Source organism: Anaerosporobacter mobilis DSM 15930 (assembly GCF_900142955.1).
In the GTDB taxonomy this organism is placed as follows: domain Bacteria; phylum Bacillota; class Clostridia; order Lachnospirales; family Lachnospiraceae; genus Anaerosporobacter; species Anaerosporobacter mobilis.
Window position 1 is genome coordinate 37,225 of sequence record NZ_FRCP01000010.1, and the last position, 20,671, is coordinate 57,895.

A 20,671-nucleotide genomic window follows, 5' to 3' on the forward strand; every position below is an offset into this window, starting at 1 on the left:
AATGATTCCTCCTAAATATAAATAGTATTAATTATTTTTAAATGGTTTAAATTCTTTACCTGTTCCACGATAGAAACGACTAAACATTTCGTAATATTCAAGACGAAGTACCTGAATACCAACGATTAGTCCCTCCATGCCTGCAACAATAATGTTTCCTATAATCATAACTGGTATATTACCAATACCCTGTTCAGCACCTGCAAACATAAGTACAACACCCATCATAGCTGCATGACTTAGAGCAAATGCGCCGACACGTAGAAATGATATTGTATTACTTGCGTAACTTAAAAGTACCTCAAAAATCTCGAAGACAGAAGTTAGTACAAACATTCCCTTTCCATCAGGGAATAACTCGGCTTTTTTCTCCAATTTTCTCTCAAGAGGTTCTTTAAAGAACATTAATAGTAGTGGTACACCAAACATGATAGTTAAAACAATAGATCCCGGCAATGCATGACCTGTAAATATGAGAGCAACGCAAGCAATGATTCCTCCATAAAAAACAAGTCCAGCTACACCATTGGTATCAAAAAACAATCTTGCATAATCATGAGCCTTAATTGCATTAATAATATTCAGTAACATTGCAAAGATAATTAAGAATGCACCAAATACAATAGCAGTAATTAAAACGGACATTATATTATCCATTGGTTTCATCCACATATGTGGAATTAAATCTTCATAACCAAATACACTTCCATACATGAAACCAAATATGGTAGAGAAGATACCTGCAAGTGAAACAATAGCACCAAGATTCATCTTCTTAAACTTATAGAACAATGCGCCGCCAACTACTAAACAAAGACCTTGGCCTACATCACCAAACATAATACCGAATATAAGTGAGTAGGTAATGGCTACAAACAAGGTAGGGTCAATTTCATTATAGGCGGGAACCCCATACATATGAATAAACATTTCAAATGGTTTAAAAATCTTTGGATTCTTAAGCTTAGTAGGTGGTTTCGTGCCAATGTCTTGTTGCACATCTTCCGATATACAATACACGTCAGGATCACTTTCAATTTCTTTTAGAAAAGCATCCGCTTGCGATAGAGTCATCCAACCACAAACAATATAAAATACTAAGTCATCGTTATTCTTACCAATGCTTCGATCTTTCGTACAAGCAGAAACTTTTCTAATGTCATGATTCTTAGTAAGTGTTAGCAATGTAGTATGTGCCAACAAAAGTTCAGGTCCTACGGAGTCGATTTTCTTCTTGATTTTAATGGAGATTTCTTTTATTTGCTTGGTGATCTCTTCTATTTTTTGTAAAATAGCATCGTGCGCTTCTTCTGGTGTTCCATCGTATTCATTCGGAATAAATATTCTTTCAAAATGTAAAGAAGAGTAGATGGCATCTATCTTTACACTGGATGTTGCAGGTACAAAGTAGATTCCCCATACATAATCTTCGTCACTATCACATTCATAAAAAACGGTATTCAAATTCTCATAAACATATTTTGAAAATTTATTATAAAATTCATGAGAAATACGTCCGAAACGAAATTTAATAAATTTAAACTCCATAATTTTATTAATTTCATAATTAAGCATTTTAAAAGGCTCAATTGTATGAAGAAGTTCTTTATAATGTGTCTTTGTATCTTTTAACTGTTTCTTTTGTAAATTAAGATCTTCTAACATTAAATAAGCATCAGTGATTACATCTGCAGCCTCGGATGGCGTCATAGGTTTATGCGAAGCAGTGCAATCTTTATCTATTTTTTTTACAAGTTCTTCAGATTTTGACATTAAGTCGCGATACGGGTTCATCTCAACAAAAGGTTTTAAATCACGAACAGTACTTAGTTCGGATAATGCATTCTCCAGATGCATTTCATATCTCGATAAATACGTATTTGCTACACGATCGATATCACTCTTAGGACCTGTAATACTTAAAAATTTCATCTTTTCAATCACCGTCTACACCTCCAATCCTTTATTGTATATAACTAAGTGTTTCATTCGGTTGTAACTTATAACGAATACACTCTAAAACAGTAGTAAGTTTATCTATTTCTAATTCTTTAAAATAAAGATATTGCTGCACAGGCGCCATAGAATGTGGATACTTCTGTTTATTTGATTTGTAAATCTTGGATAGTAAGGTTCGATACAGGTTTTCAAAGGATGTTATTTCTGTAATTCCATATGCTTTTACATAATAACTTGTATTTACTAACGTAACTAACTCTTCTATAGAATTAGTTTCAATTAGGGCGGTGATTTCTTTTTTCTTAAGTTTATATGATATTGGTATTATATAAGAATAAATCTTGGCTGAGTCAATATCATAATATTTTTTGGAACGATAGATCCATAAGATATTAAGTAAATCTGCTTGTTTCCCTAGTATTTCTGTATAAGCTTTGTTACTATCACCTTTTAGATACTTATCTTTTAATTTCCAAACTTTTTTAAAGTAATAAATATCTAATTGCATCTCATAATCGAATAATGTTGGATTATTCGTATTCTGAATGGCCTTCAAAATAGGGTAGTACTCCGTGTCTTTTAAAAGATTAATAAATTCGTCTACCGACCTAGCAGAGGTTAACTGTTCTAGATTGATTTTTAGACGTTTATTAAAGAGTACATCGAAATTTGAACCTTTGTATTCGTATTCGTCATTAAAGACATGTTGCAGACAATATTTAATAATAGTTGTTTCAAAGCGAAAGGATAAGAATATAAGAGCTTTTCTTTGCTCACTATTACAAAAACGATAGATTCTTGAATAACTGTCAAACAAGGAATTCACTATTAATTCTTCAACTTGACCTCTATGTAGAGATCCTTCTTCAAATCCAGAGAATAAAGGCTCATAGGCTGGATTTGACTTTAAGAAATTAATAAACTCCGATACAGTCTCTAAATTAGAGATTTTTACATAATCATCATTTTTGAATAAATTACTTTCCATTGCCTTTACTTTGGCAGTGATTCCACTGTAAGATAGTAAGTTATTTGCCATTTGATCACGCCCCAATTATGTTCTGAAAAACATGTTCTAATAAAGCATCATGATTCATGGTAAAAGTGGTTTCGAGTTGTTCTATTTGCTTTGCACAATCATCAATGAGGGCTTTTCTTTCTAATTCAAGTTCTTTGTCTGCTTGATTTTGCAAGAATTGAATTTTTTTGTTGGTTTCGTCCGTTAAAGAACTCTCAAATAAAGATAGTTCATGGTCAATTTCTCTACGCTTTGCGTTTTTTTGTTCGTCCGTTCGAGAAATAATACGATTTGCCTTTTCTTCTATATCATACAAAAGGTTAATTACTTTCTCCATATGATTCCTCCTGTTCCATATTATTTGTAGCTTTAGGTTATTAACTAATAAAAATTATTAAATAACTAATGAGCTAAAGAGTAATAGAATACAAATACACCTTAACATAATACTCCTTTTAAAAAAAAATTCTATAGTAAAAAGAGAGAAAAATCATTAAAAAAGCAGTATAAATTGTTTATTATTATGCAAAAAGCAACAGATTATGCTTTATAAAAATCGACTTTTACAGGAAATTAAATATGTTAACAGATATAGGTGTTTGCGTTAGTTTTCCGCTAAGAAATAAAGCAGTTTCTTTACAAAAAAAACAAAAATTAATATTTTATTCCATGAGTTTATAAATAAACAAAAAAATGTATAAATATTATATTTTAAAATGTTTGACTAATGATTGATTAAAATTTATAATTTAAATAGCTATTAGGGGTAATAGATTAATAAATAATTGTAATATTATATAGTAGAAAGATTACAGTTATTATCAATACGGAGGAATATACATGAGATTAAGAAATGTGAAAGGTGCAAGAGAGAATATTGCTGCCAGTCAATTTGTTATTCATAATCCAGAAGAATATAAAGGTAAGTGGAGAGAGTTATTTCAAAACAATAATCCAATTCATATAGAAATCGGAATGGGTAAGGGAAAATTCATTCAGACTTTAGCAAGTAACAATCCTAATATTAATTATATTGGCATTGAGAAGTTTTCAAGTGTTCTTATACGAGCAATTGAAAAACGTAATGAATTAGATATTGAGAACTTATATTTTATAAGAATGGATGCAGAAGAAATTGTTAATATCTTTGAAGAAGGTGAAGTAAATCAGATCTATCTTAATTTCTCAGATCCATGGCCGAAAGATCGCCATGCAAAGAGAAGATTAACTTCAAAAGAATTCTTTGGAAGGTATAATAAAATTCTCAAAGAAGATGGAGTAGTAATTTTTAAAACTGATAATCGTGAGTTATTTGATTTTTCAGTAGAAGAGATACCACAAGCCAACTGGAAACTAAAAGAAGTAACATATGATCTTCATAATAGTGAGTTTGTACAGGGTAATGTTATGACTGAGTATGAAGAAAGATTTGTTACGGAAGGAAAAGCAATTAATCGGTTGGTTGCATATCGTTAGTAAGTATAGCGATGTTTGAGTTATTAAAAACTAAGAACTTTCATAATATACATGTGTGAAACTTGATTTACTGCATATAATAGAAATGTATTATATTGTTTTGAAAGGGTATGGTTTTATATATGGGGAAATCAATTAAGTCAAGTATTGCACGCTCATTAAGTGGAAATATGTCACTTAATAGGAAGTCTTTAAACATGAAACGTTCTTGGGAAGATGTAGAAAAGATATTGCAATCAGTAGGAACAAAAAAGAAAAAATAACATTGGAGGAAAATAAAATGGCATTTATATTTACAGATGAAAATTTTGAACAAGAGGCATTAAAAAGTGAGCAATTAGTAGTGGTTGATTTTTATGCAGACTGGTGTGGACCATGTAAGATGATGGCGCCAGTTGTTGAAGAACTAGCTGAGGGTTATAATGGCCAAGTAAAGATTGGTAAATTAAACGTTGATAACTCTCCAGCAACAGCAGCAAATTATAAAGTTATGACAATTCCTACAATTGTATTTATTAAGAATGGCAATGTAGTAGAGAGTATTGTTGGTGTAGTTTCAAAGGCACAATTAGAAGAGAAAATTAAAACTAATATGTAACAGAATTAAAAGAGTGTGTCATGGGCATAGTAACTAAGCTTATGGCACACTCTTTTTAGCGTTTGATATTATTTAGTAATGTCTAGTCTTCCGAAACGGTGATGTTTTTTTGCTCTAGACGATTAGTAATAGCTTTATCTAATAGATAAGCTATTACGGCTGTGATTGGGACCCCTAAGAACATACCAATAACCCCGAAACAGGCACCGCCAACAGTTATGCCAAAGATAACCCAAAGTGGTTTCAAACCTGTGGATTCTCCAAGGATTTTAGGTCCAAGATACAAACCATCAAATTGCTGCAAAACAAGAATCATGAAAGCAAATATAATTGCTTTGATTGGGTCGATTACTAAGAAGAGAATAACTCCTGGTACGGCACCAATGAATGGTCCAAAGTAAGGAATCATATTAGTAATACCGACAATTACGCTTAATAATATAGCATAGTTAAGATGTAGGATTCTCATTAAGACATAACAAATAATACCGATAATCAATGAATCTATTGTTTTTCCTACGATAAATCTATTAAAGATAGAGTTACACTCTTTTGCATTGGAGAATAGTCTGTTTGCTTTTGATACTGGTACAAAAGAGTAGATAATACGTTTTACGTTCTTCTTCAAGGTCTTCTTATCCGATAACATATAACAAGAAATTACGATAGATAAAATAATATTGATAATTACACGTATAATAGATACGGAAATATTAATTAATGTAGGGAATATATTAGATAATAGGTTTGTTCCATAACTTATTATTTCAGGAATAGCACCATTAATCTTGTCCTCTACAATACCAAAATCAATATAAGGAAAGGTTTCTTCTAAATTCTGAATATAAAAAACAGCTTTTCCTGAAACATTTGCAATTGTACCATTTAGCTCAGATAAAGTAGTAATTAATTCTGGAATAATATAGAATAATGAAATAGCAATTATACCTATAACAATTAGATAGGATAATAATATAGCTAGTATTTTTCTAAGTTTCTCACGTTTAATCTTAAGTATCTTTAATAAAAACCGAGTATCAATAGCAATAACGATAGGATTTAAAATATATGCGATAAAGAATGCAACGATAAATGGTGAGAGTACATTTATTACTTGTTTTATAGCAGAAACAGTATAAGAGAAGTTAAGTATTAGACTTATGATAATAGTACCAATAGCTATGACTGTTAGTGCATATATACTAATAATAAAATAGTTCCGATTGGTTTGAAACTTATGCGAATGTATGTCGTCGGACATTATTGTGGATTTATCAGAACTTGAAGCGGTATCCTCTTTCTTTGGTGTTGGATTAACCAATTTAAAACCCCCTATTCTAGTAACTAAATTATTTTTTGTAAATTACTTGTATCATTTATGACCATTTAGGTAATAGTTTATAAATAGTTACAGTTACTAATTAGTATACAAAGAAAAAAGGATATTATCAATAATAGGAGGAAAAGATTATATAACAGTTTTTAGCAATAAATCGTTTATATTGTTTGAATAAACACAATTTTAAAAAAATTTTAAAAAAAATATAAAAAGTACTTGCAATTTGTTTTTTGGTACGATATAATAATTCTTGCGTTAAGACGTATGCGCTAATAGCTCAGTTGGTAGAGCACCTGACTCTTAATCAGGGTGTCCAGGGTTCGAACCCCTGTTGGCGTATTATAAAGTACCGATTTTGAAGACGAAGGAGCTTCGGGGTTGGTGCTTTTTTGTTGCGTTTGGGTTCTAATGTAAGTTGTTCTCGGATTGAAAGAAAGCAAAGGTAAAAGATTATGACATTAAACAGAAGCAAAATTGCTATTGTAGGTTGTGGATTTGTAGGCTCTTCTACAGCTTTCAGCCTATTAACTCAAGGTGTTTGCGATGAAATCGTTCTTATTGATATTAATAAGGAAAAGGCTTATGGAGAAGTTCTTGATTTAAAAAACTCCATTGAATATCTAAACCGTAATACAAAAGTTGTAGTTGGCTCTTATGAAGATTGTAAAGATGTTGATATTGTTGTTATTACAGCAAGTGCACCTATGGTAGAGAATCAAGAGCAGAATCGGTTAACTATGTTAGAATCATCTAAAAAGATTGTTAAGAGCATTGTGGAACCAATTATGAAAAGTGGGTTTGATGGACATTTCATAATTATCTCTAATCCAGTAGATATTATGGCTTACTATGTCTATAAATTATCGGGCTTACCTAAAAACCAAGTTATTGGTACAGGTACCTCCCTTGATTCTGCAAGGCTTAAGAACTTCATTGCTGATTTGGTTCATGTTGATCCAAGAAGTGTCTATGCTTATACAATGGGTGAACATGGGGATTCACAGATGGTTCCGTGGTCTTGTGTAACCATTGGTGGTAAGGCTTTCTATGATGTAATTGAAGATAATAAAGATCTTGTAGGAGATATTAATCTTGATGGGCTCGTTCATGAAACAACAAGAGCAGGCTGGGAGATTCTTAATAGAAAAGGTACCACGTATTATGGAATCGCAACTTCAACAGTAGGTATTATCAAAGCTATATTGAATGATGAGAATAAAATTATACCAGTATCGACATTGTTAGAAGGGGAATACGGAGAGGAAGGTATCTTTTGTGGAGTGCCTGTAGTACTTAATCGAACAGGTGCTTCTGATGTACTTGAAATCCACATGCGCGAAGATGAGATGGAGAAATTCAAGCGGTCTGCAAACATTATTAGAGAAAGCATTAGCAAGTTAGGTATGTAGTTAATAAATAGTAAGATGGAATCTATATTAAAAGCATAGATTCCATCTTTTTTATTTTTTATTATAATCAAAACCAAAAATATGTTCTTGTTTTTTCTCCTCTTATACTTTATAATAACAACTAGGATGTTTTGGGATGTGGAGGAAGAGACGTGAGATACATTGGAAGTAAAGCTGCATTATTAGATGAAATAGATAAAATGATTGCGAAGAATACAACTAGCAGGGAAGAAACATTTTGCGATATTTTTGCTGGAACAGGTATTGTGGCTAGATATTTTAAACAAAGATATGCAGTTACTTCAAACGATATCTTACATTTTTCTTATGTTATGCAAAAGGCAACCATCGAGAACAATCTACCGCCTGATTTTACTAAGTTAAAAGAGCTTGGAATTGAAGATCCAATTGCTTACCTAGAAGAGGCGAAGATAGAACATGTGACTTATGAGGATGATTCCTTTTTTGTTGCAAAACATTATTCTCCACATGAGGCGTGTGAAAGGATGTATCTTACCAATGAGAATGCATTACGAATTGATTTTATACGTAATACTATTAGTGATTGGTTTGATAAGGAATATATTGATGAGAATACGTATTATTACCTTCTCGCAGGGCTATTAGAAGGGGTTCCTTACGTATCTAATATTACGGGAACCTATGGTGCATATCTGAAGGAGTGGGATAAACGTGCCTATAAGAAGTTTGAGATGATACGCCTAGAGGTAGTAAATAACGAGAAACAAAATCATAGCTATAATGAGGATGCACTTTCGTTAATAAAGAAGTTAGAAGGAGATATTCTATATATAGATCCTCCTTATAATTCAAGACAATACGCGCCAAATTACCACCTATTAGAGACAATATCAAAGTATGACTGCCCCGAGATTAAGGGCGTTACAGGAATTCGTTCTTATCAAGATTTGAAGTCACCATTTTGCATTAAATCAAAAGTGGAAGAAGCGTTTGACACCTTAATTCGAGAAGCAAAGTTTACACATATTATAATAAGTTATAGTAGTGATGGACTTATGAATGAATATCAAATTGAGACCATTCTAAAACGATATGGTGATCCTAAGACTTATCAACTAAAGAAGATTCCTTATCGTAAGTACAAAGGGAAACTGAATTCAGAAGGAAAGACCTTATATGAATATCTATTTTACATTAAGAAGGCACAAGCAGAAGATAATGGAGAGAGTGATTATTCTGCAGAGGCGATTAAGGAAGGGAAACTTAGCGTAATTAACAAGAAGCAAGGTATTCATAATAGTGGTAAATATATTAAGAGCCCTCTAAACTATATAGGGGGAAAATATAAATTACTATCACAGATTATTCCGTTATTTCCTAACGATATCCGTACGTTTGTAGACTTATTCTGTGGAGGCTGCAATGTAAGTATGAATATCCAAGCGGATCGTATTATTTGCAATGATATTAATACTAAGATTGTAGAGTTATATAAAGAATTCAAGAAGATGCCAATTCATAAGATTATTGATCGTATTGAAAAGAATATAGAAGACTATGGGTTGTCCAAAGAGAATGAAGAAGGATTCAAAAAATTTCGTGATTACTATAATGAAACAGGGAATCCAATTGATTTATATACATTAACATGTTATTCCTTTAACTACCAGTTCCGTTTTAATAATAATTTGGAATACAACAATCCGTTTGGAAGAAATAGAAGTCAGTTTTCGGATAATATGAGAAAGAATCTATATTTATTTGTAGACCGACTACAATCCATGAATATCTCGTTCTCTAGTAAGGATTTTAGTAAAGTTTCACTTCGTAACTTATCAGAAGGGGATTTTATATACTGTGATCCTCCATATTATATAACAACAGGTACCTATAATGATGGAAATCGTGGCTTCAAAGACTGGAGAGAGGAACAAGAGAGAGGATTATATAAGTATTTAGATAAAGCAGACAAGAAAGGTATTCGATTTGCATTATCGAATGTTATGGAACATAAGGGAAGACACAATGACATATTGGAATTGTGGAGCGAGAAATACAATGTAATTGATTTGAAATTTGATTATTCTAATGCTAGTTATAATACATCAAGGGGCGGTAGCAGAGAAGTTCTAATTACCAATTATTAAATCAAAGAGAGTAGCAGAATGCTAAACACCCCAATCCTATCTAAAAAACGAACCATGAAAGGAGATAAGGTATGATTACAGTATGGCCAGTAGAGACTACGAATTTCCGCGCATTTGGCTGGGTACAAGACCCTAGTAACTTACGAAGTTTATGTAATGTTACCGCAATATTTGATGAAAGTTCGCCAATGCATCAATTATTAGTCCACTCTATTATACCTGAGCTAGTGGAGAAGAGGGACGGAAAGGACGAGCTCATAGAGGTTTTGAATAAGAGACCACTCCGTATCTCATATAATAAGCTAGTTGGAACTGCATTCAAGCCAAGAAGTGCATCAAGATGTAATGGTATTGTACAGGCTACTGTGAAAGGCCAGGTAAGACCTTTCATAGGGGAGTGGCAAGCAGATAACTTTGTACGTTGGGCGTATGCATTTCATTTCATTCGATATAATTATGAAGATGACACATTTGAAATTACAGAAGAAGGCAGAGAATTAGTTAGAGCAAGAGGCGAGGATGAGGAGTTAACGAAGGAAGAGACGGAGTTGTTAACAAGGGCTGCCCTATCTTATCCACCAGCTGTGAGAATCTTACGCCTATTGGCAGATGAGGATGCACATCTTACAAAATTCGAACTAGGAAAACAGTTAGGGTTTATTGGTGAGGGTGGTTTTACCAGTTTACCACAAAGTGTATTACTTCGTACATTAGCCATCACGAAGGATCCGTCAGACATTAATAAGATGAAAGCGGACTGGGAAGGTTCTAGCGATAAGTACGCAAGAATGATTGCTAAGTGGTTGGCTAAGTTAGGTCTTGTCGAGGCGGTTCCTAAAACGTTCCAAGTACCGATTCAGAGTGAGGTGTATCCAGTAACCATTGGACAGGCTTATCAAATAACTGCTAAGGGATATATGGCTCTCAATCATACGAATGGAAAGAGTTCTTATAAGAGACTATCAAAGAATGTATGTTTTGAGATGTTGGCAACAAAAGCTGGGGACCGGGAATACCTTAGAACGAGAAGAGCGTATCTTTTGAAATTCATATCGGAATCAAAACAAGGCATTTCAGTGAGTCAATTAGTAGAAAGATTAGCAAAGTGTGGCTTAAGCTGTGAAGAAGGTAGTATAGCGGATGATATAAAGGGATTAATTAATATAGGTCTGAATATAACTAGTAAAAACAACCTATATTATCTAGAAGATGTTCTAAATGATTTCTTAATACCTACAGCTAGATTAGAAGGTAAATCAGAAGTTGAGACAATAAAAGAACAGATGAGAGGAGAGCTAACACATCTTTCTCATGAGTATCTAGGCTTATTAGACCTTGCTTATGATAGTAAGCAAAATCGACTGTTTGAACTTAAAACAATGCAGCTACTAACGGAAGAGTGTGGCTTTGAAGGCTTACACCTAGGAGGTAGCCGTAAACCAGATGGTATTGTATATACGAAAGATGAAAATGAGCAAGTTGGTAAAGAAAATTACGGAATAATCATTGATACAAAAGCTTACTCTGGCGGTTATTCGCTACCTATATCACAAGCGGATGAGATGGAACGTTATATTGGTGAAAATCAAACTCGCGATATCCGTATTAATCCCAATGAGTGGTGGAAGAATTTCGGAGATGGAGTAACAGAATATTATTATTTGTTTGTAGCAGGACATTTTAAAGGAAAATACCAAGAACAAATTGATAGGATTAATTGTAATAAGAATATAAAAGGGGCAGCAGTATCGATACAGCAGCTACTACGTATTGTTAATGACTATAAAGCGGGGAAACTTACGCACGAAGATATGAAATTAAAAATATTTCATTACTAATTTATTGAAAGAAGGGTTTCTATATGAAATTAATGATAGCATCTGATATTCATGGTTCAGAATATTATTGCGAAAAATTATTAGATAGATATAGAGAAGAGAAAGCAGATAAATTAATATTGCTAGGGGATATTCTATACCATGGTCCTAGAAATGATCTACCTAAAGGCTACAATCCCAAAGGTGTGATTCAATTATTAAACCAGTGTAAAGATGAAATCTTATGCGTTAGAGGGAACTGTGAAGCAGAAGTAGACCAAATGGTGTTAGAATTTTCAGTTTTATCAGATTCTTTGATTCTGTACTTAGATAATCGTATGGTTTTTGCTACACATGGGCATGTATTTAATAAAGAGAATCTACCTAAACTAAAAAAAGGGGATATTCTACTTCATGGTCACACCCATGTACAAGCGTTGGAAGAATGTAATGGTTATCTCTATCTGAACCCAGGTTCTGTTTCAATCCCTAAGAATGGGAATGAACACAGCTACATGGTTTATGAGAACGCAACATATACAATTAAGAACCTAGAAGGTAAAGAGATTAATTCTATGAAGGTTTAAAGCTCGATACCTTCTCTAGGTAATACGCCGTTATCATAAGGATGACGAACTTTCTTAATATCGGATATATAATCAGCCATATCAAGTAATTCTGGAGCAGGATGTTTTCCGGTTAGAACGACTTCTAATTGTTCTGGTCTGGTATGCAGGAAACTAATTAAGTAGTCGCAATCTATAAAATGATAAGAATATACGTAGGTAACTTCATCAAGAATTAGTAGGTCATAGTTTTCATCTATGGCCTTTTTGCATGCCTCTTTTAATAAGGAACTATAATAATCATAGGCATGCTCTTTTTCTTCATCGCTAAGACTATAGTAATAGCCGAATACCTTAGATGTTGGTATTACTGTAATATTAGGTTGAAGGGATAGAGAGGATAACTCACTTGATGAGTTAGTTTTCATAAATCTTGTAAGTAAAACCTTTTTATTAGCTCCTGAAGCACGTAAAGCTAAACCAAGTGCAGCAGTTGTTTTGCCTTTGCCATCGCCACAATATATGTGAATATATCCTTTCATATCTGGTTCCTCTCTTGTCTTATTGATATGTTTACCACTATTACATAGAATGGGCAATTAAACAAAATTTATACATATAAGCTAGTTATAGAAAAATAAGAATCTAGTAATAAAATACAGCTTGTTTTCTTGTCGTAGGTGAATTATTATGTTAGATAAATGATGTTAGAGAAGAGGAAAGAGGTGATTGGACCTCATTTCTTTCAATATCTTATAAAAAGGATGTGAAAGCATGATTAGTGCTCTGATTAGAGAGTTTAGGAAGAATAATTATGAGGAAATAGAGGTTAATAATCATAATTCAGCAATCTTTTATCAAGTTAAAGATGAAGGGATTTATATTGTGTCATTGTTTGAGTGTGTTAACAATAATGATCAATCTGAGAAAACGTTAGAGTACTATAATAATAGAATGTCTCAGATGAAATGGAGTTTTATTAATCAAGGATATCGAAATATTAAAGTACTACATGTTATAATATCTGAAGATATCAGTGAGGCAAGGGAGTTTATTAAAGATTCCGATACCTATTGGATTGTCAATGCAAGTACGAATCAGCTAGTAATCTTTGAGAACCAAAAACCAGTATTCTTAGATGCGAGAGAGAGCATTGAACGGGTTCTAGGTTTAGAAGATGATACGTATGACTTAAAGTCTAAAGGAAATCGAGTACCAAAACTAATTGCATATATATCACCTATAGCAATTACATGTAGTATCTTACTCATTAATATTATTATATTCTTAATTATGGATTTGTCTTTCGATTGGTCTATCTATAATGCTTTTGTAGAGCAGGGGGGCATTAGTTATGATACCATTGTCAAAGACCATCAGTTTTATAGATTTTTGACCCATATGTTCATCCATGCAGATATGGACCATTTATTCGGAAATATGATTGTATTATTCTTTATCGGTTCACAAGTGGAAAAAAGACTTGGTAAATATCGATATCTAATTTTGTATTTTATTGGGGGATTTGTTGCGGCGATAACTTCCCTAGGATATAATAGAATACAGGATAGCAGTACATTATCGATTGGAGCTTCTGGCGCAATATTTGCAGTAGTTGGAGCGATGGTAGCAATTGTTATATTTAACAAAAGAGAGTTTGAAGAGATTGGTATAAGGCAATTACTATTCTTTGTTGTAATTTCAATTATTAATGGAATGAATGCACAGGGGATTGATAATGCAGCCCATGTAGGTGGTCTGCTTGCTGGTTTAATACTTGGACAAGTTTTATATTTTGGTGCTACAAATAAGAAAAAGGGGGGCAAATATGAAAGTTAATATTTACTATGGTGGAAGAGGATTAATTGATGATCCAACAATATATGTTATGAATAAAATGATTGAGGTCTTAGAAGAACTACGAGTTGAGGTCAGCAAATATAATCTCTATGAAGATAAGAATTCTATTACCGTGTTACCAAAGACATTAAAGGAAGCAAATGGAATTATTCTAGCAACTAATCTAGAATGGTGGGGAATTGGAGGCTATATGCAACAATTTCTTGACTCATGTTGGTTATATGGTGACAAAGAACATATTAGTAAGCTCTATATGATGCCGATTGTAATGTCTAAAACATATGGAGAAAGAGAAGCACAATTATCGCTTGTGAAGGCTTGGGAAGTACTTGGAGGTATTTCTGGTGAAGGTTTATGTGCTTATGTTGCAGATCATGTTGAGTTTGAAACCAATCCAGCTTATAAGGCAATTATTGAAAAGAAAGCAGAGGCACTATATCGTAGTATTAGTCAGAAGCAAAAGGGATTACCATCAAGCTATAGCGCAATCAATCGTACTGTTTTAAGGAATACAAGTATTGAATTGACTCCGCAAGAGAGTGAACAATTATCAGTGTATGTATCAGATGATACTTATGTTAAAAAACAAAAGGAAGACATTGAAGAATTAGCCAGCTTATTTAAAGAAATGTTGGGATCAGATAATAAGGAAGAAAATTTTATAAAAGAAATTAAGGATAGTTTTAATCCCTTGCAAGGATTTTCGGGTACTTTTGAGATTACGTTATCTGATGAAAATAAGGTTCTAGTAATTGATATTAAAGATGAGAATATTAACTGTTACTATGGCAGTATGGAGAATGCAGATGTGTTAATTAAGACTACCCATGAGATTATGGAGAGCATTGTTAAGGGAAGAACTACATTACAAAAGTCATTTATGACAGGAGAATTATCAGCAAAAGGAAACTTTAAGTTGTTAAGAAATTTTGATTCTGTTTTTCAGTTTTAATATAGTGTATAAATGAAGTGGGTTTATAACGATAGAAAACCTCAAAGTACCAATTGGGAGTAGGAGTACTTTGAGGTTTCTTTTTTTCTAATTAATTGGGAGTTAATTAGATAGACTCTTATGGTCTCTTAACGGATGGCCAACTGAATTGGGAGTTTACAATTGGTAAATGTGTTTTTTGTGGTATTTGTTTTGAATATGTTTATTAACATTAACGTATAGGGAGAAAAATTTTAAATTCTGTCCAAGTATCATCAAACAGGCACTTTATAAATCCGTCATGGGCATTTATAATTTGATCTGTTATTGCAAGCCCCATACCCGTACCATTTGGCTTATATGTAATGAAAGGCTTGAATATATTTGGCTGTTCACGTAGATCAATAGGTTCTCCGTTGTTTTTAAAAGAGATGGTTATATAATCTGTAGTGTTATCTGATGCATCTAAGTTATTTACTTCTTCTTGAATAGTAATATATATTACTCCAGATTCACCAATTGCTTCTACGGCATTCTTAATGATATTAGTAAAAGCCTGTTTCAACTTAACGGAGTCACATACAAATGATTCTATTTTTGATAAAGAATCCTCTGTAGCATTAAGTTGAATCTTAATATCCTTGTTTGCAGTATATATTATGAAACTTTGTGTGAGTTTCTGTAGCATCTCATATATATTAGTTGATTCTAGATTAAGTTCATTACTATGGTTATAAGTAGTTACGTCTTCTAATAAGAGAATTAAGTCGCTAATGTCCTCTGTGAGTTGTTCCCAGAGATTACTTTCAGCAACCTCAGGATAGTGAGATTCAATTAGCTGTACAGTGCTACTTATTAAGGTTAACGGGTTTCTTATCTCATGGGTTATTTGAGAAATTACAAATTGGTGTTCAGATTCCATTTGTTTTACCACTTCATCTAATTCTTTATTTGCATTGCAAAGTTGATGAAGTCTCGCTGCTGTCTTATCATTATACATAAACATCACCTCTTTTACATATATTACCAACAAAAAATGAGAATTTCAACTAATTTTTATTTACATCAATCGACAATCATAAGCTCAATTTATATAAATACTATATTTTTAGAGCTTTTTGTGTCTAAAAAAATCATAATAAGAGGAAGAAAAGAATAAAAACATTGTATTTAATTTGATACAATAGTAAAAAATAATTGAATTATATGCAAAAAACATGGGCATACACCAGTAATTACCAAAATATGTAAATGAACAATACGGTTCGACAACATATTCAGTGAAGAAAGGTCAATGTATATTTAACAAATTAATGTTTAAAATTAATAAAGTGTGAGTTATAATGTAACTTATCGGAAGGAAATCAAGCGACGCGAAGCGTCATTTGATTTCACCCGATAAGTTAGCGATAGAACGAAGTTCTAGAGCTAGGAATTACACGGAGTGTAAGACCGTAACAAAGTCAAGAGTCTTGACTTGAAGGAGTCATATGTTAACAAGTATATTAGTTTTAATTTCACCCGATAAGTTAGCGATAGAACGAAGTTCTAGAGCTAGGAATTACACGGAGTGTAAGACCGTAACAAAGTCAAGTATCTTGACTTGAAGGAGTCATATGTAACAAGTATATTAGTTTGATTTCACCCGATAAGTTAGCGATAGAACGAATAATACAAATTAAAATATAATATTTATAAGAAAACGGAGGAACAGTAATGAAGGATAATTGTATTTTCTGTAAAATAGCAGCAGGAGAAATTCCATCTTATACGATTTATGAAGACGATGATTTTAAGGCATTTATGGATATATCACCAGCGTCAAAGGGGCATACAATTTTAATTCCAAAAGTGCATGCAGATAATCTTTTTGAGTTAGATGAAACGGTAGCATCAAAATTACTTCCAGTAGCAGCGAGAATTGCTAAGGCATTAAAAGCAGAACTTCACTGTGAAGGATTGAATCTATTACAAAACAATGGTGAAATAGCCGGTCAAACGGTATTTCACTTCCATATGCATATCATCCCTAGATATGAAGTAGACAAGGTGGTTGTTAAATGGGTGGAAGATAAATACGAAGGAGAACCACTTGATCAACTAAGTGAAAAAATTAAAAAACACTTATAAGAAGCGTTTAAAAATAATATCGATTATATGTAAAAAGAGACTACTGCAAAATTATTTCTACTCGCATATTTTGCAATAGTCTCTTTTCTCTAGCGTTTTCCTTTGGCTAGACTTTCTATAAGTGTAACGATAGAAGCTACCGCATCATTCAAGTTACTTTCACTCATTTTCGAGGTATAAGAAGTACGGTTTTCGTATACTTCATTAACAGCCTTTAATAAAGTATCTTCTGTTAATTCTTCTTCTGGTAATACATAACTAAAACCTTGCTTCTTAAAGGAAGCTGCGTTAAGTATTTGATCACCACGACTTTGTGCCGCTGATAATGGTATCAATATATTCGGCTTTTTCAGTGCAAGTAATTCACAGATTGCGTTTGCACCAGCACGAGAGATTACAATGTCGGCACAAGCTAGTAAGTCACTAAGTTCTTGTTTAATATATTCGTATTGGACATATCCCTTTTTACCTACGAGGGATTCATCCACTTTGCCTTTGCCGCACAAATGAATGACTTGGAATTGTTTTAATAGTGTATCTAGAATCTTACGAACAGCTTCATTCACTACGGCAGATCCAAGACTTCCACCTACAATTAAGATAGTAGGTTTGTTCTGTGAGAATCCACAGAAATCAAGACCCTTTAATTTGTTTCCAGAAAAAAGTTCTTTACGGATAGGAGAACCTGTTAAGACTGCTTTTCCTTCTGGAAGATTATTTAATGTTTCAGGGAAGTTTGCACATACTTTAGTTGCAGAAGGAATACAGATACGGTTTGCAAGGCCAGGAGTCATATCTGATTCATGAATAATGGTTGGAACTTTTCTCTTCTTAGCGGCTAAAACAACAGGAACCGTTACAAACCCACCTTTAGAAAAGATAACATCCGGTTTTAATTCTTTAATTAAATTTTTTGCTTCAAAGTAACCTTTAACTACTTTGAAGGGATCACTAAAATTCTTAACATCAAAGTAACGTCTTAGTTTACCAGAAGATATACCGTGGTAAGGAATATTCAGATCCTCGATTAATTTACGTTCCATTCCATCATAAGAACCAATGTATTGTATATCATATCCGGCAGATTTCAGTGCAGGAATTAACGCAATGTTTGGTGTGACATGCCCAGCGGTACCACCACCAGTAAGTATAATTCGTTTCATAATGAACCTCCATTCCTTTTTGTATTGGACCAACTGCGTATTAATCCCTGCAATTGGTCCGTTGTATATAAATGTTTTCACAGTATATAAATACTTTCATTGTTAGGCTGAAGCAGATCAGCGCAATCATCCTAAGTGAAGCGATGTCGGTATCCGCAGCGTTTGCAAAGGTCTTCAACTACGACTGAATTCTTAAATCCTTGTAGTATATCTTGTGCTCTTTTTCCATTAATAATGGATGAAAAAGATTCTGAGAAGATATTACCTAGTGAGATATCGCCTTCATTATCTAGACAACACGGTACTACTGTTCCATCTACTAAAATAGCTGCTTGTGTACCTAGGCCATAACAAAATCCACTGGTGCTTAACACAGGGACATCAAGACTTGGCCATTCAAAACGTTTATCTTGGTTTAAGAAGACTCGTTCCATTAATTTTATGCCTCGTGTAATGTGCTCGGGTTCAATAGAAAGGCCAAAAGAGTTTTCCAAAAGCGAGAGAACATAACGATTTTTCTCGTGTGTAAGAGAGCTTGAACATTCACCTTCTAAATTCCAGAGGCGTAAGGCAGTAATTGCCTTGGTGTGTGTACTCATGTATTTTGCATAGTCTATTACCTGATCAATATAGTTGGAAAGTTCTTTAAAGACAGACTGTGATACCTTGTTATTTAATGATAATTCTTCTTCATGCTCGAAACTATGAAGAGATATATTCACTTGTCGTAAGGCAGTTGCATGATATAAGATTTCTTGCTTCTTTTTAAGCAATGTTCCGTTTGTAGTTATATTGGCATGCATATGGTATTTTTCGCATAACGATAAAATATCCTGTAGCTTATCATGTAACAGAGGTTCCCCTTTCACATGAAGATAGACATAATCGGTATAAGGGGATATTTCTGTTAAGATATGTTCAAAGTTTTCTGTCGACATGTAAGTATGTGCTCTAGTGGACTTTGGGCAGAAGCTACAGGATAGATTACATATATTCGTTATTTCTATATAGATACGTTTGAACTGCTTCAATTATTTCTGTGAGTAAGCTTTTAGCGCTTGTGCTAATTGATCTGGACAAGAAGTTGGACGAAAACCACATTTAACGCCTTCAAGTCTTTTAATAACCTCATCAACGGACATGCCTTCCACTAACTTGGATATACCTTGTGTGTTACCTGAACAACCACCAACAAAGTCTACACTTTTGATGATATCGTCTTCGATTTCAAACTGGATTTCTCTGCTACAAACACCAGATGTCTTGTAATTCATACTATATCTCCTAACTTAAAATATTCTAATCTAGTGTATTATTTTATATTAGTTTACCTTTATTTGCAATGGAAATTCATATATTCTTGCATTTAATTATTAGAAATGGTAAAGTCTAATAAAAACGTAAATGATCTAGGAGGACAAGCATGAAGATAGGTATTATCGGGGCAATGGAACAAGAAGTTGCTAATTTGAAAGAAATAATGGAAGTAGATAGAACGATTCGTAAAGCAAGTATGGTGTTTATGAGCGGTAAGCTAAGTGGCAGGAATGTTGTTATCGTTCGTAGTGGAATTGGTAAAGTAAATGCAGCTGTATGTACACAGATTCTCGTAGATGAATTTGGTGTGGACGTAGTCATTAATACAGGGGTAGCAGGGTCCCTTCGCAATGAGATTAACATTGGAGATATTGTTTTATCAACGGATGCGATTACACACGATATGGATGCAACAGGATTTGGGTATGAAGTTGGTGTAATACCACAGATGGACAATTCCGTTTTCGTTGCTGACGAAAGGTTAATAGGTATTGCGAAGGAAGTATGTGAAGAAGTAAACCCAGATATCAATGTGTTTGAAGGAAGAGTTCTTAGTGGAGATCAATTCATCTCAGATCGTGACAAGAAAGAATGGCTTGTAAAACAATTTTCAGGGTATTGTACAGAGATGGAAGGGGCAGCAATTGCGCAAACCGCATATCTTAACAAGATTCCTTTCTTAGTAATAAGAGCGATTTCCGATAAAGCAGATAATAGTGCAGAGACGGATTATAGTGAATTCGAGGCGAAGGCAATTGAACATACAATTAAGTTAGTATGTGGTTTAGTAGAAAGAATAGTTTAGAATATCACAGCAATGGTTGAAATATAGTCGACCGTTGCTGTTTTTTGTTGCTATCAAGAGGTTAATCAAGTTAGGTGTAAAGTAAGCAAGTAATTTGTCAATGACTTTTATGGACAAGGACCTTTTCAATTAAATGAGAATACGGTATAATAAA

General features: G+C 33.2%; 19 protein-coding genes and 1 tRNA gene. 11 read left to right on the top strand and 9 right to left on the bottom strand.

The features are described 5' to 3' along the window. Positions 1-27: 27 nt before the first annotated feature. From BUB90_RS09730 to BUB90_RS09740, 3 genes are read right to left on the bottom strand one after another with little or no spacing between them, the layout of a single operon-like run. Positions 28-1,944 (bottom strand): V-type ATP synthase subunit I, encoded by a 1,917-nt coding sequence (locus tag BUB90_RS09730; protein ID WP_073286843.1) that lies wholly within the window; start codon positions 1,942-1,944, stop codon positions 28-30. 19 nt (positions 1,945-1,963) lie between these two features. Beyond that, positions 1,964-2,998, bottom strand: a complete 1,035-nt coding sequence (locus tag BUB90_RS09735; RefSeq protein WP_073286848.1) for a V0D/AC39 family V-type ATPase subunit — start codon at positions 2,996-2,998, stop codon at positions 1,964-1,966. 4 nt (positions 2,999-3,002) lie between these two features. Continuing rightward, positions 3,003-3,314, bottom strand: coding sequence for a hypothetical protein (locus BUB90_RS09740; protein ID WP_073286852.1), 312 nt, complete (start codon positions 3,312-3,314; stop codon positions 3,003-3,005). A 503-nt stretch (positions 3,315-3,817) separates the two neighbouring features. Between BUB90_RS09740 and trmB the strand changes: the two genes are divergently transcribed. Together trmB and trxA are read left to right on the top strand one after the other, a co-directional pair. Next, on the top strand, positions 3,818-4,453 hold the full coding sequence (trmB, locus tag BUB90_RS09745; protein WP_073286855.1) for a tRNA (guanosine(46)-N7)-methyltransferase TrmB: 636 nt from the start codon (positions 3,818-3,820) through the stop codon (positions 4,451-4,453). A gap of 208 nt (positions 4,454-4,661) precedes the next feature. Further along, a complete protein-coding gene (gene trxA / locus BUB90_RS09750) occupies positions 4,662-5,051 on the top strand; it encodes a thioredoxin (RefSeq protein WP_330393774.1) in 390 nt (129 codons plus the stop codon). An 82-nt stretch (positions 5,052-5,133) separates the two neighbouring features. On the opposite strand, the gene BUB90_RS09755 is transcribed toward trxA, so the two are convergent. After that, positions 5,134-6,372: an AI-2E family transporter gene (locus BUB90_RS09755; RefSeq protein ID WP_084139185.1), complete on the bottom strand. Its 1,239-nt coding sequence runs from the start codon at positions 6,370-6,372 to the stop codon at positions 5,134-5,136. Between the two features lie 284 nt (positions 6,373-6,656). Between BUB90_RS09755 and BUB90_RS09760 the strand changes: the two genes are divergently transcribed. From BUB90_RS09760 to yfcE, 5 genes are all read left to right on the top strand, one after another. Then, positions 6,657-6,729, top strand: a tRNA-Lys gene (locus tag BUB90_RS09760). A gap of 113 nt (positions 6,730-6,842) precedes the next feature. Further along, positions 6,843-7,799, top strand: coding sequence for an L-lactate dehydrogenase (locus BUB90_RS09765; protein WP_073286860.1), 957 nt, complete (start codon positions 6,843-6,845; stop codon positions 7,797-7,799). Positions 7,800-7,951: 152 nt separating this feature from the next. Further along, positions 7,952-9,928 (top strand): Dam family site-specific DNA-(adenine-N6)-methyltransferase, encoded by a 1,977-nt coding sequence (locus tag BUB90_RS09770; protein WP_073286863.1) that lies wholly within the window; start codon positions 7,952-7,954, stop codon positions 9,926-9,928. A gap of 71 nt (positions 9,929-9,999) precedes the next feature. Beyond that, a complete protein-coding gene (locus BUB90_RS09775) occupies positions 10,000-11,766 on the top strand; it encodes a restriction endonuclease FokI C-terminal domain-containing protein (RefSeq protein WP_073286867.1) in 1,767 nt (588 codons plus the stop codon). A 23-nt stretch (positions 11,767-11,789) separates the two neighbouring features. Further along, positions 11,790-12,332, top strand: coding sequence for a phosphodiesterase (yfcE, locus tag BUB90_RS09780; protein WP_073286870.1), 543 nt, complete (start codon positions 11,790-11,792; stop codon positions 12,330-12,332). Here yfcE and BUB90_RS09785 read toward each other — a convergent pair. Beyond that, positions 12,329-12,853 (bottom strand): cob(I)yrinic acid a,c-diamide adenosyltransferase, encoded by a 525-nt coding sequence (locus tag BUB90_RS09785; RefSeq protein WP_073286875.1) that lies wholly within the window; start codon positions 12,851-12,853, stop codon positions 12,329-12,331. The genes yfcE and BUB90_RS09785 overlap by 4 nt on opposite strands. A 232-nt stretch (positions 12,854-13,085) precedes the next feature. Here BUB90_RS09785 and BUB90_RS09790 point away from each other — a divergent pair, with 232 nt between their 5' ends. Both BUB90_RS09790 and BUB90_RS09795 read left to right on the top strand, forming a co-directional pair. Beyond that, on the top strand, positions 13,086-14,150 hold the full coding sequence (locus BUB90_RS09790; RefSeq protein WP_073286879.1) for a rhomboid family intramembrane serine protease: 1,065 nt from the start codon (positions 13,086-13,088) through the stop codon (positions 14,148-14,150). After that, positions 14,140-15,123, top strand: a complete 984-nt coding sequence (locus BUB90_RS09795; RefSeq protein ID WP_073286882.1) for an SCP2 sterol-binding domain-containing protein — start codon at positions 14,140-14,142, stop codon at positions 15,121-15,123. The genes BUB90_RS09790 and BUB90_RS09795 overlap by 11 nt, the downstream gene beginning before the upstream one ends. Before the next feature lie 211 nt (positions 15,124-15,334). On the opposite strand, the gene BUB90_RS09800 is transcribed toward BUB90_RS09795, so the two are convergent. Continuing rightward, on the bottom strand, positions 15,335-16,102 hold the full coding sequence (locus BUB90_RS09800) for an ATP-binding protein (protein ID WP_073286884.1): 768 nt from the start codon (positions 16,100-16,102) through the stop codon (positions 15,335-15,337). A gap of 716 nt (positions 16,103-16,818) precedes the next feature. Here BUB90_RS09800 and BUB90_RS09805 point away from each other — a divergent pair. After that, positions 16,819-17,232, top strand: a complete 414-nt coding sequence (locus tag BUB90_RS09805) for an HIT family protein (RefSeq protein WP_073286887.1) — start codon at positions 16,819-16,821, stop codon at positions 17,230-17,232. 89 nt (positions 17,233-17,321) lie between these two features. Here the strand turns inward: BUB90_RS09805 and BUB90_RS09810 are convergent, their stop codons facing one another. From BUB90_RS09810 to BUB90_RS09820, 3 genes are all read right to left on the bottom strand, one after another. After that, complete coding sequence (locus tag BUB90_RS09810; protein WP_073286891.1) at positions 17,322-18,395, bottom strand: undecaprenyldiphospho-muramoylpentapeptide beta-N-acetylglucosaminyltransferase; 1,074 nt, start codon at positions 18,393-18,395, stop codon at positions 17,322-17,324. Between the two features lie 131 nt (positions 18,396-18,526). Beyond that, a complete protein-coding gene (locus tag BUB90_RS09815; protein ID WP_073286894.1) occupies positions 18,527-19,426 on the bottom strand; it encodes a radical SAM/SPASM domain-containing protein in 900 nt (299 codons plus the stop codon). Beyond that, on the bottom strand, positions 19,427-19,669 hold the full coding sequence (locus tag BUB90_RS09820; protein ID WP_073286897.1) for a TIGR03905 family TSCPD domain-containing protein: 243 nt from the start codon (positions 19,667-19,669) through the stop codon (positions 19,427-19,429). It abuts the gene before it with no gap. A 149-nt stretch (positions 19,670-19,818) separates the two neighbouring features. Between BUB90_RS09820 and BUB90_RS09825 the strand changes: the two genes are divergently transcribed. Continuing rightward, entirely contained in the window at positions 19,819-20,517 is a 699-nt protein-coding gene (locus tag BUB90_RS09825; RefSeq protein ID WP_073286900.1) for a 5'-methylthioadenosine/adenosylhomocysteine nucleosidase, read from the top strand. The last annotated feature ends 154 nt before the right edge of the window (positions 20,518-20,671 follow it).